This is a genomic window from Gracilibacillus massiliensis, from assembly GCF_001458115.1.
Taxonomy (GTDB): domain Bacteria; phylum Bacillota; class Bacilli; order Bacillales; family Amphibacillaceae; genus Gracilibacillus; species Gracilibacillus massiliensis.
Map to the genome: position 1 here is coordinate 39,435 of NZ_CZRP01000007.1, position 17,098 is coordinate 56,532.

15 protein-coding genes are annotated in these 17,098 nt (G+C 37.3%); all 15 read left to right on the forward strand.

Features of this window, described 5'->3' with window-relative positions; genetic code table 11:
* Positions 1–272: 272 nt before the first annotated feature.
* The 15 genes from spoIIE to lysS all read left to right on the forward strand — a co-directional run bounded on the left by spoIIE (position 273) and on the right by lysS (position 16,698).
* Positions 273–2,729, forward strand: coding sequence for a stage II sporulation protein E (spoIIE, locus tag BN3107_RS00340; RefSeq protein ID WP_058305662.1), 2,457 nt, complete (start codon positions 273–275; stop codon positions 2,727–2,729).
* An 87-nt stretch (positions 2,730–2,816) separates the two neighbouring features.
* Entirely contained in the window at positions 2,817–3,551 is a 735-nt protein-coding gene (locus BN3107_RS00345) for a vWA domain-containing protein (RefSeq protein WP_058305663.1), read from the forward strand.
* Positions 3,523–4,467, forward strand: a complete 945-nt coding sequence (locus BN3107_RS00350; RefSeq protein ID WP_058305664.1) for a protein kinase domain-containing protein — start codon at positions 3,523–3,525, stop codon at positions 4,465–4,467. The genes BN3107_RS00345 and BN3107_RS00350 overlap by 29 nt, the downstream gene beginning before the upstream one ends.
* A 65-nt stretch (positions 4,468–4,532) precedes the next feature.
* Complete coding sequence (tilS, locus tag BN3107_RS00355) at positions 4,533–5,924, forward strand: tRNA lysidine(34) synthetase TilS (RefSeq protein ID WP_058305665.1); 1,392 nt, start codon at positions 4,533–4,535, stop codon at positions 5,922–5,924.
* 11 nt (positions 5,925–5,935) lie between these two features.
* Positions 5,936–6,481 (forward strand): hypoxanthine phosphoribosyltransferase, encoded by a 546-nt coding sequence (gene hpt, locus BN3107_RS00360; RefSeq protein ID WP_058305666.1) that lies wholly within the window; start codon positions 5,936–5,938, stop codon positions 6,479–6,481.
* 98 nt (positions 6,482–6,579) lie between these two features.
* Positions 6,580–8,619, forward strand: a complete 2,040-nt coding sequence (ftsH, locus tag BN3107_RS00365) for an ATP-dependent zinc metalloprotease FtsH (protein WP_058305667.1) — start codon at positions 6,580–6,582, stop codon at positions 8,617–8,619.
* Positions 8,620–9,416: 797 nt separating this feature from the next.
* The gene (locus BN3107_RS00370; protein ID WP_058305668.1) at positions 9,417–10,196 is read left to right on the forward strand and encodes a type III pantothenate kinase; all 780 of its coding nucleotides are present in this window, start codon (positions 9,417–9,419) and stop codon (positions 10,194–10,196) included.
* An 18-nt stretch (positions 10,197–10,214) separates the two neighbouring features.
* The gene (gene hslO, locus BN3107_RS00375) at positions 10,215–11,087 is read left to right on the forward strand and encodes an Hsp33 family molecular chaperone HslO (protein WP_058305669.1); all 873 of its coding nucleotides are present in this window, start codon (positions 10,215–10,217) and stop codon (positions 11,085–11,087) included.
* 13 nt (positions 11,088–11,100) lie between these two features.
* Complete coding sequence (locus BN3107_RS00380; protein WP_058305670.1) at positions 11,101–12,012, forward strand: peptidylprolyl isomerase; 912 nt, start codon at positions 11,101–11,103, stop codon at positions 12,010–12,012.
* Positions 12,013–12,117: 105 nt separating this feature from the next.
* Positions 12,118–13,044, forward strand: a complete 927-nt coding sequence (cysK, locus tag BN3107_RS00385; RefSeq protein ID WP_058305671.1) for a cysteine synthase A — start codon at positions 12,118–12,120, stop codon at positions 13,042–13,044.
* 107 nt (positions 13,045–13,151) lie between these two features.
* Positions 13,152–13,988, forward strand: a complete 837-nt coding sequence (gene folP / locus BN3107_RS00390; protein ID WP_058305672.1) for a dihydropteroate synthase — start codon at positions 13,152–13,154, stop codon at positions 13,986–13,988.
* Positions 13,981–14,343, forward strand: coding sequence for a dihydroneopterin aldolase (gene folB, locus BN3107_RS00395; protein WP_058305673.1), 363 nt, complete (start codon positions 13,981–13,983; stop codon positions 14,341–14,343). Before folP ends, folB begins: the two co-directional genes overlap by 8 nt.
* Positions 14,340–14,873, forward strand: a complete 534-nt coding sequence (gene folK / locus BN3107_RS00400) for a 2-amino-4-hydroxy-6-hydroxymethyldihydropteridine diphosphokinase (RefSeq protein ID WP_058305674.1) — start codon at positions 14,340–14,342, stop codon at positions 14,871–14,873. Before folB ends, folK begins: the two co-directional genes overlap by 4 nt.
* Positions 14,825–15,067 carry a helix-turn-helix domain-containing protein gene (locus BN3107_RS00405; protein ID WP_058305675.1) on the forward strand — a complete coding sequence of 81 codons (243 nt, stop codon included), beginning with the start codon at positions 14,825–14,827 and terminating at the stop codon, positions 15,065–15,067. The genes folK and BN3107_RS00405 overlap by 49 nt, the downstream gene beginning before the upstream one ends.
* A gap of 149 nt (positions 15,068–15,216) precedes the next feature.
* Positions 15,217–16,698, forward strand: coding sequence for a lysine--tRNA ligase (gene lysS, locus BN3107_RS00410; protein WP_058305676.1), 1,482 nt, complete (start codon positions 15,217–15,219; stop codon positions 16,696–16,698).
* Positions 16,699–17,098 lie beyond the last annotated feature (400 nt).

The window sequence follows — 17,098 nt, forward strand, 5'->3', positions numbered from 1 at the left end:
TGTCAACATGCAATTAGAAATTTCCCCATATTTAAACACGTTTTTCGCCTAAGTAAACCTTTGTCCTTTATAAATCAGACAGGAAATTATGGGGAATACCTAGCATTTTTGATGAATTGTAAGTCTTGATTACAAAAGAGAAGGTAACGTTGGGGATGTCGGATTATTTCTCATTAGAAGAATGGAGTCGAACTTTTTAGAACGGCAACTTCCTTGTTTTGACAAAATATAAATAAGAGTTGTGATTTAATGTGAAAAGAGGAGTGATATATATGAATACATATACGGAAAATAAACCAAAGTCTTTTCTTTCTACTAATGAATCAACTTTTATGAGCTTCCGAAAAAAAATCTCTGATACTGGCACCAAATTGATGTTTGAGAAAGGATTGCTTCTTTGCATCATCGGTTTTTTGTTAGGACGAGCAATCATTCTTTCTACCCTATCCCCTTTTGTGATTGCGTTTGTCGCAGCAGTATGGTTTTTACGCAGAGACAAGCTATTTCCTCTGATTTCGTTTTCGTTATTAGGGGCTTTCACTTACAATGTTTCACACAGCTTCTATATCTTCTTATCGATTGCTGTCTTAATGGTGCTGTGCCTATTTATGTCCCGATCAAAAGCAATCGAAAAACTATTACCGCTATTTGTTTTTGTTGCCGCATCTGTTCCTCGATTAAGTTTATACGCTATGACAGTGGAGTTAACTTATATAGAATGGCTTATCGCTATCGTCGAAGGTATACTGGCAGCAGTTTTATTACTTATCTTTATGCAAAGTATTCCATTATTATCACCAAAAAGATATAAACCGCTATTAAAAAATGAAGAAATTGTTTGTTTTATTATTTTGGTGGCGTCGATTTTAACTGGTTTAATTGGTGTTCAACTATATGAAGCTCAAATGGAGCAAGTACTTGCACGATATCTAGTTTTAGTACTTTCATTAGTTGGTGGAGCTGCTATAGGATCTACTGTTGGGGTTGTGGCTGGGTTAATACTGAGTCTAGCGAATATTGCGAATATGTATCAGATGAGTTTGTTGGCATTTTCAGGTTTGTTAGGTGGTTTATTAAAAGAAGGTAATAAATTAGCTGTTAGTCTCGGTCTGTTAATTAGTACCTTATTAATAAGTCTATACGGTGATTCTGTAACCACGCTAGCAGTAGCCTTATTGGAATCTACATTAGCTATATTTATTTTTTTAGTAACACCGAGTAAATGGATTAAACAAATTGCCAAGTATATTCCCGGAACAGTTGAACATTCAAGAGAACAAGAACAGTATTTACAAAAGGTGCGTAATGTAACAGCACATAGAGTCGAGCGATTTTCTAATGTGTTCAAGGCATTGTCTCGTAGTTTTCAAACAGAATCCCATCAATTACAGGAACAAGATTTAGAGGTTGATTATTATTTAAGCAATGTGACAGAAAAAACATGCCAAACCTGCTTCAAGAAAGAAACATGTTGGGTTCAACAATTCGATGATACCTATCAACTCATGCGCGATGTGAAAGAGCAACTAGAAGTGGATGATCAATTGAATAATATTACAAATAGGCAGTTTGAAAATCATTGCATTAAATCCAAGAAAGTAATCGATACGATGCAGCAGGAATTGTCGTTCTTCCAGGCAAATCAGAAGTTAAAGAAACAGGTTTTAGAAAGCAGACGTTTTGTTGCAGACCAATTACAAGGTGTATCAGAGGTGATGGAGAACTTTGCTGTGGAAATTTTAAAAGAGAAAGAAAATCATGAACAGCAAGAGATTGAGCTTGTAGCTGCTTTAAAGCATGTTGGTATCGAATTAGAGAAGTTGGATATTTACAGTCTGGAAAAAGGAAACGTGGATATTGAAATGGTAATTTTATTTCAAGATTATCACGGAGAAGCGACGAAATTAATTGCTCCCATTTTATCCGATATATTAGATGAAACCGTAATTGTCGTAACCGAAGATCTATCACCGCTTGCTAAAGGGCATAGCTTCTTTACTTTTGGTTCTGCTCGCAAGTATGTCATCGATTCAGGTGTCGCCCATGCAGCGAAAGGAGGAGGGCTGGTGTCTGGAGATTGTTATAAAGCAATGGATCTAGGGGCTGGAAAATATGCTTTAGCTATTAGTGACGGTATGGGAAATGGAGATAGAGCGCACGAAGAAAGTACAGAAACGTTAAGGCTCCTGCAGCAAATATTAGAATCTGGTTTACATGAACAAGTGGCGATTAAGTCGATTAACTCGATCTTAGCTCTTAGAACAAATGATGAAATTTACGCTACATTGGATTTGGCAATGATCGACCTGCATCATGCCGCTGTTCGGTTCTTGAAGGTCGGTTCTACGCCTAGTTTTATATTACGACATGATTCGGTCGAACAAATAGAGGCTAGCAATCTGCCAATAGGGATCATACAAGAAGTAGAAGTAGATGTCGTTAGCTCGCAATTAAGGGATGGAGACTTCTTAGTTATGATGAGTGATGGTATTTTTGAGGGTCCAAAAGAGATTGAGAACGTCGATATGTGGTTAAAACGAAAACTTTTGGAAATGGAAACAAAAGAACCGCAAGAAATGGCAGATCTCTTATTAGAAGAGGTGATTCGTACGCAAAGTGGTGAAATTGAAGATGATATGACCGTGCTCGTCGCTCAAATAAAAGAAAACCAGCCACAATGGGCACCCATTCGGTCATTTCGTCAGTTTGAAAGGGAAAATATCAGCTGAGATCTCACTTTGATAGGTATAATTCTCCCATTTATTGGCGAATCTTACTAACAAACGAAAGACCAATAATTAGGAGGAATAAATACAATGAAGACAGGGACTCTTAAACAAATTCTTTTAATTACCGATGGCTGTTCTAATCAAGGAGAAGACCCAGCACACATCGCAAGTATAGTAGCAGAACAAGGGATTACCGTTAATGTTATTGGAATTTTAGAAGATCATCATTCTGAACAACCGGAAGGACTTGAAGAAGTGGAAGAGATTGCAAGTTGTGGACAAGGTGTGAGCCAAATCGTTTATCAAGAAACACTTTCTCAGACTGTTCAAACCGTAACCAAACAGGCAATGAACGAAACCTTACAAGGGGTAGTGAATAAAGAGCTAACGCAAATACTAGGAAATGAAAAAACAATGGAAGAATTGCCACCAGATCAACGCGGAGAAGTGATGGAAGTAGTTGATGAGCTTGGAGAAACATGTGATCTGGAAGTATTAGTTTTGGTAGATACAAGTGCGAGTATGACAAATAAGCTACCGACAGTACAAGAAGCTTTAATAGATCTTTCGATTAGCATGAATGCACGAATTGGGCGCAGTCGCTTTGCGGTTTATCAATTTCCTGCAAGAAAAAAAGCGATTCAGCAGTTGGTAGATTGGACATCGAAACTTGAATCTATTTCAAGCATTTTTGCCAAAATTTCAAGTGGAGGTATTACACCTACCGGTCCAGCTCTGAAAGAAGCGATGTATCAATTTGGAAAAAGCTCGCTACGAAGGAGATTTATCAAAGATGATTACACAAACATCGAAGAAGCCTGACATCCATATAAATAAGGGTCAAATTATTAAAGGAAAATGGCATCATCACCATTATCATATTGTAAAAAAGCTTGGTAATGGTGCAATTGGTTCGGTCTATTTGTGTGTACATGGTAATAAACAAGTGGCACTGAAATTGAGTAAACAGAGTTCGTCGATTAGCTCCGAAGTAAATGTGTTAAAGGCCTTTCAAGCGGTTCAAGGATATCACCTTGGACCTTCTTTAATAGATGTCGATGATTATGAAGCAACAAACGGATATCAATATTCCTTTTATGTAATGGAGTATATTTCAGGGAATACCTTGCATGATTTTATTAGGCAGAATGGGCACGAATGGTTAGTGTCCTTATTAATTGGTTTTGCGAAGGATTTGCAAGTATTGCATCAAGAAGGATATGTATTTGGTGATTTGAAGGTTGAGAATTTAATTGTTTCCAGAAAACCTGCCAGGTTAAGGTGGGTAGATGTAGGTGGTACGACATTACAAGGTAGAGCGATTAAAGAATATACGGAATTTTACGATCGAGCCTATTGGCAATGCGGTTCACGGAAAGCAGATCCAGGATATGATTTGTTTGCATTAGCAATGGTGATCGTACGAATCTATTATCCGAATGGGTTTGCAAGAGGGAATAGTCCCAAAAAAACGCTACAGTATAAAATAAATCAAGCCGTTGACATTGATCCACTAAGGCGTTTATTATTGATGCTTATTCATGGTTCTATTCAAGATGCGGAACAGGTAAAGAATTATTTATTAACATATTTTATGGATCAGAAGAATAAAAGAGACAAAAGAGGTGCAACACATAAAAGAAGTAAAAAGCAAGATCGTTTATATCCATTACTAGAAGTAGGTAGCATTCTAACCATTGGAGGCGTTTGTTATCTTTATGTTACATTATTTATGTGATAAAACGTATTTTAGATCATAGTATGTTAAAATAGTGTAAAAGAAACTGGATGGGGTGGTGGTGTTTGAAAGATCAGGTGTTATCATTTATCGAGAGACATCAATTATTACATAACGGTGCAACCGTATTAGTTGGGGTTTCAGGTGGTGCAGACTCTCTATTATTATTACGATATTTACTAACATTAAAAAATGCATGGCAATTACATATTGTGGTCGTGTCGATTGATCATGGATTACGGGGTGATGAGTCTGCCGATGATGTGAAATATGTAGAGAGCATATGCCAGCAATGGGGTGTTCCTTTTATTGCCAAACAAGTAGATGTAAAAGGTCGTAAGAGCGTACATAAAGAAGGAACACAACTAGCAGCACGTACTTTGCGTTATCAAGTATTTGAAGAGACGATGAAGGAAGTAAATGCAGACCTCTTAGCGTTGGCACACCATGGGGATGATCAAGTAGAGACCGTAGTAATGCGAATGGTTCGTCAATCTAATCCGTCTCTATTACAAGGAATACCTGTAAAACGGAGCTTTGCTAATGGATATATTGTTAGACCTTTTTTATGTTTATCCAAAGATGAAATCTATCAATACTGTCGGGAATATCAACTTGTTCCAAGGGAAGATCCTTCCAACCAATCCACCACATATACGCGTAATTTTTTCCGGTTAAAGGTATTGCCGTTGCTAAAGCAACAGAATGACCAGATTCATCAACATATACAAGCAATGACAGAACGTGCTTCAGAAGATCAAAACTATTTGGAATCAAAAGCAAACGATTTGTTGGAGAACGTTGTAAGTTTGGAAGAAAATATGGTTTTTTTTGATATCGAATCATTCAAAGCATACCCAATAGCTTTACAAAGGCGAGCCTTTCATCTAATATTAAACTATCTTTATCAAGGTGTGCCTAGAGATTTATCATACCAACATGAAGCAGATTTCTTTGCTTTATTGAAACAAGTGAAAAGCAATGTATCTTTAGACTTTCCAGCATCCTTAAAAGTCACTAAAAATTATCAGGAAATACGATTCCATTTTCTTGAAAAATTTGATAAGGAATGGGCTGACCTGCAAACTTTGAAAGTTCCGAGCATCGTATCATTAACTAATGGTGCCACATTATCAGTAGGTTATACCTCGAGAGCTAGCCACGAAGATCATCATACTTTACATATTCCAAAAGAAAATCAGTCACTATTTCCTTTACGTATGAGAGTACGAAAGCCAGGTGATCGAATGATGGTCAAGGGATTAAATGGACATAAAAAAGTAAAAGATATTTTTATTGATGAGAAAGTACCTGTATACAAACGGGATCGTTGGCCACTGATTTTTGGTGCGGATGGAACATTGTTGTGGATCGTTGGCCTGAAGAAGGCAGAAATAAAGGAAAATAGTTCAAGCAGCAAGTATATTGTGCTAACATACACAGATTCAAATGAATAGGAGGCAGCATGATGCATAACGAAATAAAAGAAGTGCTCATATCGGAAGAACAAATTCAAGTAAAATGCAGGGAGCTCGGTGAACAATTAACACAAGAATATGACGGGAAATTTCCATTGGCAATTGGTGTGCTAAAGGGAGCTTTGCCTTTTATGTCTGATATTCTACGTTCTATTAATACCCATTTGGAAATGGATTTTATGGATGTTTCCAGTTATGGAAATGAAATGCGTTCTTCTGGTGAAGTAAAAATCGTCAAAGACTTAGATACGAAAGTAGAAGGTCGCGACATTTTAATTATTGAAGATATTATAGATAGTGGTTTAACCCTTAGTTATCTAGTAGACCTTTTTAAATATCGAAAAGCGAAGTCGATTAAGATCGTTACTTTACTAGATAAGCCTGAGGGAAGAACCGTTGATATAAAAGCAGATGTAGTAGGGTTTGAAGTTCCAAATGAATTTGTTGTAGGGTATGGATTAGATTATCAAGAGAAATATCGCAACTTGCCCTATATCGGTATTTTGAAACCAGAAATATATGGTGGAGAAGAATAATTAAAAATTAAACATGTATCAGTTGTAATTAGTTGTCATAAAGTCTTTCAATATGATACTATTTACTATAGTTTTCTCGTTTCGGGAGGAGGTAGGCAATGAATCGGATTATACGTAATGTGATCCTTTATTTCTTAATATTTTTGGTGGTAATAGGGATCATATCAGTATTCTCAAGCCAAAACAACCAGGCTGAAGAATTAAAAGTTAATGAGTTTATGCAAGTTTTAGAAGATAATGAAATCAAGGAAATGGTTATGCGCCCATCCAATGGTGTCATGCGAGTTGTGGGGGAACTAGAGGGAGAAGATAACAGTTTTATTACTAATATCCCCAATAGTCCTACAATTGTAGAATCTGTAACGCAAATTGCAACAGATCAAGGGATATTAGATGTGAAGGAAGAGGAACAACCAAGTGGATGGGTTACATTCTTAACCACTATGATTCCATTTGTTATTATATTCATTTTGTTTTTCTTCTTACTGAACCAAGCTCAAGGTGGCGGAAGCCGTGTTATGAACTTTGGTAAAAGTAAGGCGAAAATGTACAATGAAGAAAAGAAAAAGGTTCGTTTCCGTGATGTAGCAGGTGCGGATGAAGAGAAACAAGAGTTAGTAGAAGTGGTAGACTTCTTAAAAGATCCTCGCAAATTCGCTGCGATTGGTGCCAAGATTCCAAAAGGGGTTTTATTAGTAGGACCTCCAGGTACTGGTAAAACATTACTTGCAAGAGCGGTTGCGGGTGAAGCAGGAGTTCCATTCTTCTCTATAAGTGGTTCAGACTTCGTTGAAATGTTTGTAGGTGTTGGGGCATCCCGTGTACGTGATTTATTTGAAAATGCAAAGAAAAATGCACCATGTATCATCTTTATTGATGAGATTGATGCAGTTGGTCGTCAACGTGGCGCTGGTGTTGGTGGTGGACACGATGAACGTGAGCAAACCCTAAATCAGTTACTAGTTGAAATGGACGGTTTTGGTGAAAATGAAGGTATTATCATTATCGCTGCGACAAACAGACCGGATATTCTAGACCCTGCCTTGTTACGTCCAGGACGTTTTGACCGTCAAATTACGGTAGATCGACCAGACTTAAGAGGACGTGAGGATGTTCTTAAAGTACATGCTCGTGATAAACCTCTGGCAGATGATGTAGAATTAAAAACAATTGCAATGCGTACTCCAGGTTTTTCGGGTGCGGATTTAGAGAACTTGTTAAATGAGGCTGCGCTTGTAGCGGCTAGACATGACAAAGAGAAAATTGGCATGGAAGATGTCGATGAAGCGATTGATCGTGTTATTGCAGGACCTGCTAAGAAAAGTAGGGTTATTTCTAAGAAAGAAAGAAATATTGTCGCCTATCATGAGAGTGGACATACCATTATTGGTATGGTGTTAGATGATGCAGACATGGTACATAAGGTAACGATTGTACCTCGTGGTCAAGCTGGTGGTTATGCTGTCATGCTTCCGCGTGAGGATCGCTATTTTATGACAAAGCCAGAATTGTTTGATAAGATTACAGGTCTATTAGGTGGGCGTGTAGCAGAAGAAGTTATTTTTGGTGAAGTAAGTACAGGTGCACATAATGACTTCCAACGTGCGACAGGGATTGCTCGTAAGATGGTAATGGAATATGGTATGAGTGAGAAAATTGGTCCATTACAATTTGGAAGCAGTAACGGTCAAGTTTTTTTAGGTAGAGATATGCAAAATGAGCAGAACTATAGTGATGCTATCGCCTATGAAATTGATCAGGAAGTACAAAACTTTATCCAAATGTCATATGATCGTGCGAAGCAAATTCTAACAGAAAATCGAGATAAGTTAGAGCTTGTTGCAAAGACGTTGCTAGAAATTGAAACATTGGATGCCAACCAAATCAAATCATTATTTGAGGAAGGCAAATTACCTGATCCAGTCGTTTCAGAACAAGACGGAGAAGAAAAAACTCCTAAAGGTTCAGAGGCGGATAAAGAAGGTAATGAAGATAGTGATGAGGAAAAGTCATCTGACGTAAAAGTAAACATTCAATCAAAATCGGAGGTTGAGCCAGGTTATTTTGATCAAGATTCGGAAAGCTATTTCGACAAAGACAAAAAAACCGATGAATCCGACGACAAAGATAAACAATAAAACCAAAGGCAGTTCCTAACAAACCAGGAACTGCCTTTCTTTTATCACAAAAACAATAACCATCCCGAACATATTCAAACCCATCAAAATAAGCATCACCCCACTGCATATTAGGAAGATACTTCGCAATAAATTGATGTGGTCATTATGACAGTAAATGTGAGTGTACCAACCGCTCCGGCTTGCCCACTTCGCTTTTACCACGGGCATAAGTCAACATCTGCTCAAACAAGTTTTCGCAGTGTATCCTATACCGGGGGGGCATGCTCTTCAGCTAACTTTCAAAAGAAAAGCACTTTTCAAAGTGGATCTTCAGATCATGCTAATCCCCCAGGAGTCGAAGTGGACGCCTGCGCTAATTTGATATTTTACAACGCTAGCATAAGGAGGCATATCGGTATTTCTATCATTTTAAAAATTCATTATTTGGAGTAAAAGCTCAAAATGCTACCTGTCACAGCAGTTGTAGAACAAATATATTAGCGCAGGCCGCCCACTTTCACTCCTGTGGGAATGTTTTACCTGAAGATCCACTTTTTCAAGCGATTTGTGCTTGAAAAAGTTAGCTGAAGGGAAAACCCCACGGAAAGGGAAGTGGGCAGCCGGAGCGGGTATAACCAGTTAAAACAATGTCCAAATTACTGCATCAGTTGTTGTGTAGTATCTTTATTAGGTTCAGGAAGGGAAGAGGTTTGTTTTTTCTAGTGATAATTAATCAATTAACTTGCGGGGAGTGTCCTGCAAAATATACAATATGAAAGTAAGTATACTAATAAAAGAAATATGTGGAGGATATTATGATTTTTGTATTAGACGTAGGAAATACTAATACGGTTTTAGGTGTTTTTCGCGACGGACAACTAACCTATCAATGGCGAATGCAAACCGATAAAAATAAAACAGAAGACGAATACGCAATGTTTATTAAGTCCCTGCTCGAACATGAAGGATTAACCTTTCAAGATATTAATGGGATCGTTATCTCATCCGTTGTGCCCCCCATACTATTTGCTCTTCAACGAATGGCAGATAAATACTTTCATTGTCGTGCGATGATAATTGGTGACGAAAAAGTGAATCCATACTTAAAAATGAAGTATCCTAACCCTAAGGAATTAGGGGCGGATCGTGTCGTTAATGCAGTAGGTGTGATTAAAGAATACGGTGCTCCAAGTATTATTATTGATTTTGGGACAGCAACTACGTATTGTTATATTAATGAAAATGAGGAATATGTCAGTGGTGTCATCACGCCTGGTATTAATATATCTCTAGAGGCACTCTACCAAAATGCAGCGAAATTACCTAAAATTGAACTAAAGAAACCGAATCAAGTTTTAGGTCAGTCGACAGTAGAAGCGATGCAATCAGGGGTATATTTTGGCTATGTAGGACAAGTAGATGCTGTGGTCAATCGAATAAAACAAGAAACAGCCGGCTCACCGCAAGTAATTGCAACTGGAGGATTAGCAACTTTAATTGCTAAAGATTCGTCAGTGATTGATATTGTTGATCCTTATTTAACATTAAAAGGTTTATATGAAATCTATCTAAAGAATGAGCGAGATTTTGGTTAAAAGAAAGGAAGTTTGAATATGAATGATTACTTATTGAAAGCAACCGCGTACGAAGGCGAAGTGAGAGCTTACGCTATTCGCTCCACCGAAACAGTAGAGGAAGCAAGGAGAAGACAGGATACATGGGCAACAGCATCTGCTGCATTAGGTAGAACAATCACCATTACGACCATGCTCGGTGCCATGCTTAAAGGCGAGAATAAATTAACTGTAAAAGTGGAGGGAAAAGGACCAATCGGAGCGATTATAACCGATGCTAATGCAAAGGGTGAAGTACGAGGTTATGTCACTAACCCTCACGTGGATTTTGAGTCAAACCAGCAAGGGAAATTAGATGTTAAAAGAGCAGTGGGCACAGAGGGGACCCTTAGTATTGTCAAAGACTTAGGGTTAAAAAACCATTTTACTGGACAGGTTCCTATTGTCTCTGGTGAGATAAGTGAGGATTTCACTTATTATTTAGCCAATTCAGAGCAAGTTCCTTCTGCAGTTGGAGCTGGTGTGTTAGTGAATCCAGATCATAGTATTTTAGCTGCTGGTGGATTTATAGTGCAAATGATGCCAGGTGCATCGGAGAATACTATAAGTAAAATCGAAGAGAGCATTGCAAGTATGCCACCAATATCCTCGATGGTTCAAGACGGAAAAACTCCTGAAGAGATATTGAATATCATTTTAGGAACGGACAGTTTAAAAATACTTGAGCAATTACCAGTAATTTTTTCATGTGGTTGTTCAAAAGAACGGTTAGAAACAGCGATCCAAAGTTTAGGAAATGAAGAAATCGACGCGATGATTCGTGAAGATCATGGCGCAACGGCATCTTGTCATTTTTGTAATGAAAAATATGCATTCAATATAGATGAATTAAGAGCATTAAAGACAAAGTAGGGGGAGTAATAGTTTGAGAATATCACGTCTAGTGTTATGGTCTATTATTTTACTATTACTCATTACAAATATCACTACATTATTGCTTTTTTCTGGTGACAACAGTGGAGAAGAATATAGATTAGACGAAAATACTAAAATAGATCGTAATAAACCATTAGCAGAAATAGAAAATCAGGAGATTTTGTATCAAGATTGGATGGACCAATTGGTTAGTCTCTATGGCGAACAAGTTTTATCAGATATGATCGATCAAGAAGTCGTTTTTCAATTAGCAGAAAAAGAAGGAATAGAAATAAATCCGAAGATCATCCAACGTGAAATATCACGAATGATGGTCATGCAAGGTTTGCAATCAGCAGAAGAAAGAGAAAGTAAAATAACAGAATGGACTGAGCAGATCGAATTCCGTTATTTTTTACAACAGTTGTTGACGAAAGATGTATCGGTATCAGAGTCCGAAATAGAAGAGTATTTTAATACCTATCAAGGGCAATACCAATTCGATGATATGGTCCAATTATCTCATATACTCGTTTCCAATCAACAGGAAGCGGAACTTGTAATTGCAAAGTTAGAAGAAGGCGATTCTTTTTCACAAGTAGCGCAAGAGTATTCAACGGATGAAGAAACTGTCAACCAAGGTGGCTATCTAGGTTATTATTCTGAAACGAGTAGCTTTATTCCGGATCAATATTATGAAGAGGCAACTTCCATTGAGGAAGGTACGTATAGTGAGCCACTTTTGGTAGGTAGTGGCTACGCAATAATCTTTCACCATCAACATCTTTCTGCTATCGAACTTAACTATGAGGAAGCATATCAGGAGGTGAAACAGGATATAGCTTTGGATAGAATGGACACCGAAGTCGATGCAGCACTTTTACGGGAACAATTAGAAGTAGATTTAATATATGAAAATTAATAAATACAACCTGTTTTTACCAATTTATGGTTGACAAATGTACCATGTTTCATGTACATTGTATATAAAACCAATTATATTACTTGGAATTGAGGAGGAACTTGAATGAAAGTGGCTCAAAATATTGCAGAACTGATTGGAAACACCCCGATTGTGAAGCTAAACCGTACAGCAGATCCTGAAGGTGCAGAAATTTACCTAAAGCTTGAATTTATGAACCCAGGTAGCTCGGTGAAAGATCGTATTGCTTTAGCCATGGTGGAAGCGGCTGAGGATGAAGGTATCCTAAAAGACGGTGATACGATTATTGAACCGACTAGTGGTAATACTGGTATTGGTTTAGCGTTAGTTGCAGCAATTAAAGGATATAAAGCGATTCTAGTCATGCCAGATACAATGAGTATGGAAAGACGCAATTTATTAAGAGCATATGGTGCAGAATTAGTACTTACTCCAGGTGCAGATGGAATGAAAGGTGCTATTGCGAAAGCAACCGAATTACAGAAAGAAAACGGTTATTTCATGCCTCAACAATTTAATAATGTTGCAAATCCTGCCGTTCACGCACGTACAACAGGTAAAGAAATTGTAGAACAAATGGGTGACCAACTAGACGCTTTTGTTTCGGGCATTGGAACTGGTGGTACAATTACAGGTGCAGGGAAGGTACTGAAAAGCCATTATAGTAATATAAAAATTTATGCGGTAGAACCTACAGATTCTGCAATTTTATCTGGAGGCAAACCAGGTCCTCACAAAATCCAAGGTATTGGTGCCGGATTTGTACCAGAAGTCTTAGATACAGATGTCTATGATGAAGTAATAACAGTATCGAATGACCAGGCTTACGAAACAGCGAGAGAAGCTGCTCGTAAAGACGGTGTTTTAGGTGGTGTATCTTCAGGGGCTGCTATTTATGCGGCACAACAAGTAGCGCAAAAGCTTGGTAAAGGCAAGAAAGTCCTTGCGGTACTACCAAGTAATGGAGAACGTTACTTATCTACTCCACTTTATCAATTTGATGATGAATAAAAATCAACGGCCATCTATAAAAAGGTGGTCGTTTTTTTAGTATTAAATGTGCTATAATGTTTTGTTATGAATAGCATTTAATTTTTGAGACCATAAGGACGGATGTTATGCAAAAGTGGCTACGCACAAAAATAAAGGATTATTACTATCCTGATAAAACATTAGTGATGGGGATTCTTAATGTTACACCGGATTCTTTTTCAGATGGTGGGAAGTATAACAACATTAACAAAGCAATTCTTCAAGCAAAGAAAATGGAAGCAGATGGAGCGGATATTATCGATATTGGCGGGGAATCAACACGTCCAGGTCATACACCAGTATCTGAGCAAGAAGAAATAGAACGTGTAATTCCAGTGATAGAAGCATTAGTAGGAGAAATCAATATACCGATATCTATCGACACATTTAAGACGAAAGTTGCGAGGTTATCTCTTGAGGCAGGGGCCGCCATTATAAATGATGTATGGGGAGCAAAAAGAGAACCCGATATTGCAAAAGTAGCGGCTGAATTTGATGCACCCATCATCTTGATGCATAATCGAGAGAAACCTGTTTATCATTCTTTGACAGAGGACATTGTGTCGGATCTCCAAGAAAGTGTTCAAATCGCAATAGATGCTGGGGTAAAAAGTGAACAAATTATTATCGATCCAGGCATTGGGTTTGCGAAAACATATGAAGAAAATGTAGAGACTTTGCAAAAAATGGACAAGCTTAGAACATTAGATTATCCGTTGCTGCTGGGCACTTCAAGAAAATCCATTATAGCAAAGACCTTGAATTTACCTGTAGATGAACGTGATGAAGGTACAGGGGCAACTGTATGCTTTGGTATGACAAAAGGTTGTGAAATCGTACGAGTGCATAATGTGAAAATGCATGTGCGGATGGTGAAAATGATGGATAAGCTTTTAGGTAAGGGTTGTGAAGATAATGGATAAGATTTATTTAAATCAGATGGCGTTTTACGGATTTCATGGTGTATTTCCGGAAGAAAAAAAACTTGGACAACGATTCCTGGTCGACTTAATATTAGAAGTTGATCTGAAAAAAGCGGGAGAAACAGATGACATTTACCAATCAATTGACTATGGACGTGTATACCAAGTAACAAAACAAGTGGTCGAGGGACCTTCCAAAAATTTAGTTGAGGCTGTTGCGGAAGCACTATCAATAGAATTGTTTTCTCATTTTGACTTATTAACAGCATGCACCGTTAAAGTGATTAAACCTGATCCACCTATTCCAGGTCATTATCAGTCCGTTGCGATTGAAATTTACAGGGAGAAATCATGATGAAATCAGTGTATATTGCATTAGGTTCCAATATTCAACCGCGCTTAAATTATTTAGAACAAGCAATGGAACAACTATCAGATCACCCAAATGTAAGGATCATAAAACAGTCTTCTATTTATGAGACGGATCCAGTAGGTCCAGTCGATCAGGAACAATTTTTAAATATGGTAATTGAAATAGAAACCGATTTGCAACCTCATCATTTATTAGATGTATGCCAAAAGATAGAATCACAACTAGGACGAAAGCGTGAAATTAAGTGGGGTCCTAGAACGATAGACCTTGACATTATAGTATATAATCAAGAGAATATAGAGACAGAACGATTAATTTTACCACACCCAAGATTACACGAAAGAGCATTTGTATTAATTCCATTATCAGAGCTTAATGATCGATTAAATATAGTGCATAAAGATCTTCCTGTTTCAGAATTATTAGCAAATCTACCTGTACAAGATAAAGAAGGAGTAGTCATATGGGAACAAACAAATGGGGTAAACGCATCAAAGCCTTTCGAAAATTAAAGGGGTATACACAGATTCAATTCGCAGATGAATTAGGTGTATCTGTTTCGCACTTAGGAGATATCGAAAGAGGAAAACGAGCACCAACACAAGCAAATCTTAAAGAAATAGCAGATCGTTTGCACATATCGATAGAAGAATTACAACCTAATATAGACAATGAACATGACGGGAAGAGTAATTCGCAATATTAGTAAAAAGCAAGCGTTTCTTAAAAGTGTAAACATTGACATGAAAGGATTCCTTTTCTATACTATTCATGAATGTGATACTGTCAGTACGATGCTGGCAGTTTTTTGATATATAACAAAAAAGGTAAAATTAATTAATAGAGGTGAATAAAATGAGTGATGAACTTAATGAGCATATGCGAGTACGTCTTGATAAAATGCAAAGTTATCGTGAACAAGGTATCGATCCATTTGGTGATAAATTTGTTCGTACCCATCTTGCAGAAGAATTAATCGAAAAGTATGACCAATTCTCTAAAGAGGAGCTTGAAGAAAAAGCAATCGAAACAACCGTAGCTGGCAGAATAATGACCAAAAGAGGAAAAGGTAAGGCTGGGTTTTCCCATATTCAAGATTTGAGTGGTCAAGTGCAACTATATGTACGAAAAGATATGATCGGTGAAGACGCCTATGAAATTTTCAAATCAGCTGATTTAGGGGATATTGTAGGTGTAACGGGAACCGTTTTTAAAACGAACGTAGGGGAACTTTCGGTAAAAGCTAATGAATTTACGATGCTGACAAAGTCACTAAGACCATTACCAGAGAAGTTCCATGGTTTAAAAGATGTCGAGCAACGTTATCGCCAACGTTATTTGGATTTAATTACAAATATGGAAAGTAAAAATACGTTTGTTCTTCGTAGTAAAATAATTCAATCGATGCGACGCTATTTGGATGATAGAGGTTTCTTAGAGGTAGAAACACCAATGATGCACGGTATCGCGGGTGGAGCATCAGCGCGCCCATTTGAAACACACCATAATGCTCTAGACATACCATTATATATGAGAATTGCAATTGAATTACATTTAAAACGCTTGATTATTGGTGGTATGGAAAAAGTATATGAAATAGGAAGAGTATTTCGTAATGAGGGTGTATCGACGAGACATAACCCAGAGTTTACAATGATTGAACTATATGAAGCATATGCAGATTATCATGATATTATGGAACTTGTAGAAAATCTTGTAGCACATATTGCAAAAGAAGTAACCGGTTCTTCTAAAGTAATGTATGGTGAAGATGAAGTAGATTTAGAACCTAAATGGACAAGATTACATATGGTAGATGCTATAAAAGAAGAAACAGGGGTAGACTTCTGGAAGCAAATGTCTGATGAAGAAGCAAAAGAGCTAGCAAAAGAGCATGGTATAAAAATAGAAGAAACAATGCAATTTGGTCATATTGTAAACGAGTTTTTTGAACAAAAAGTAGAAGAAACATTAATTCAACCGACATTTGTTTATGGTCATCCCGTTGAAATTTCACCATTAGCTAAGAAAAATAAAGAGGATGAGCGATTTACCGATCGCTTTGAATTATTTATTGTAGGACGCGAACACGCCAATGCATTCTCTGAACTGAATGATCCGATTGATCAAAGAGAGAGGTTTGAAGCACAAGTCAAGGAAAAAGAACAAGGCAACGATGAAGCACATGAAATGGATGATGATTTCTTAGAAGCTTTAGAGTATGGTATGCCACCAACAGGCGGTTTAGGCATTGGGATTGATAGATTAGTGATGTTGCTAACTAATTCACCATCCATACGAGATGTGTTACTATTCCCGCAAATGCGTAATAAGTAAGTTTGTAAACACCTTTACTAGTGATGTAGTAAGGGTGTTTTCTACTATATATAGAAAGTTTATTAGAAAAGAAAAAGAATATTTATAAAAAAGTGCTTATACTTATTGACACTGGTTTTTAATATGTGTTATATTATTAAACGTCGCTGAAAACGACACACCAAAAAATATCATCTTAAAAACATCAAAATAAATGAAAAACTTCTTAAAGAAAAGTTGTTGACATCAACCGATGAGGATGATATGATATAAAAGCTGTCGCAAAAGACAGCAACATTGATCTTTGAAAACTGAACAAAACAACCAGTATGATAAAAACATGAAACAAGCCAGTTTGATAAACTGTGCGCAAGACAACTTTATTGAGAGTTTGATCTTGGCTCAGGACGAACGCTGGCGG

Coding starts and splice junctions, on each gene's coding strand:
- hpt (WP_058305666.1), top strand. CDS start 5,936: ATGCATAACGAAATAAAAGAAGTGCTCATATCGGAAGAACAAATTCAA.
- folK (WP_058305674.1), top strand. CDS start 14,340: ATGATGAAATCAGTGTATATTGCATTAGGTTCCAATATTCAACCGCGC.
- cysK (WP_058305671.1), top strand. CDS start 12,118: ATGAAAGTGGCTCAAAATATTGCAGAACTGATTGGAAACACCCCGATT.
- hslO (WP_058305669.1), top strand. CDS start 10,215: ATGAATGATTACTTATTGAAAGCAACCGCGTACGAAGGCGAAGTGAGA.
- BN3107_RS00345 (WP_058305663.1), top strand. CDS start 2,817: ATGAAGACAGGGACTCTTAAACAAATTCTTTTAATTACCGATGGCTGT.
- BN3107_RS00370 (WP_058305668.1), top strand. CDS start 9,417: ATGATTTTTGTATTAGACGTAGGAAATACTAATACGGTTTTAGGTGTT.
- spoIIE (WP_058305662.1), top strand. CDS start 273: ATGAATACATATACGGAAAATAAACCAAAGTCTTTTCTTTCTACTAAT.
- folP (WP_058305672.1), top strand. CDS start 13,152: ATGCAAAAGTGGCTACGCACAAAAATAAAGGATTATTACTATCCTGAT.
- ftsH (WP_058305667.1), top strand. CDS start 6,580: ATGAATCGGATTATACGTAATGTGATCCTTTATTTCTTAATATTTTTG.
- lysS (WP_058305676.1), top strand. CDS start 15,217: ATGAGTGATGAACTTAATGAGCATATGCGAGTACGTCTTGATAAAATG.
- BN3107_RS00405 (WP_058305675.1), top strand. CDS start 14,825: ATGGGAACAAACAAATGGGGTAAACGCATCAAAGCCTTTCGAAAATTA.
- folB (WP_058305673.1), top strand. CDS start 13,981: ATGGATAAGATTTATTTAAATCAGATGGCGTTTTACGGATTTCATGGT.
- BN3107_RS00350 (WP_058305664.1), top strand. CDS start 3,523: ATGATTACACAAACATCGAAGAAGCCTGACATCCATATAAATAAGGGT.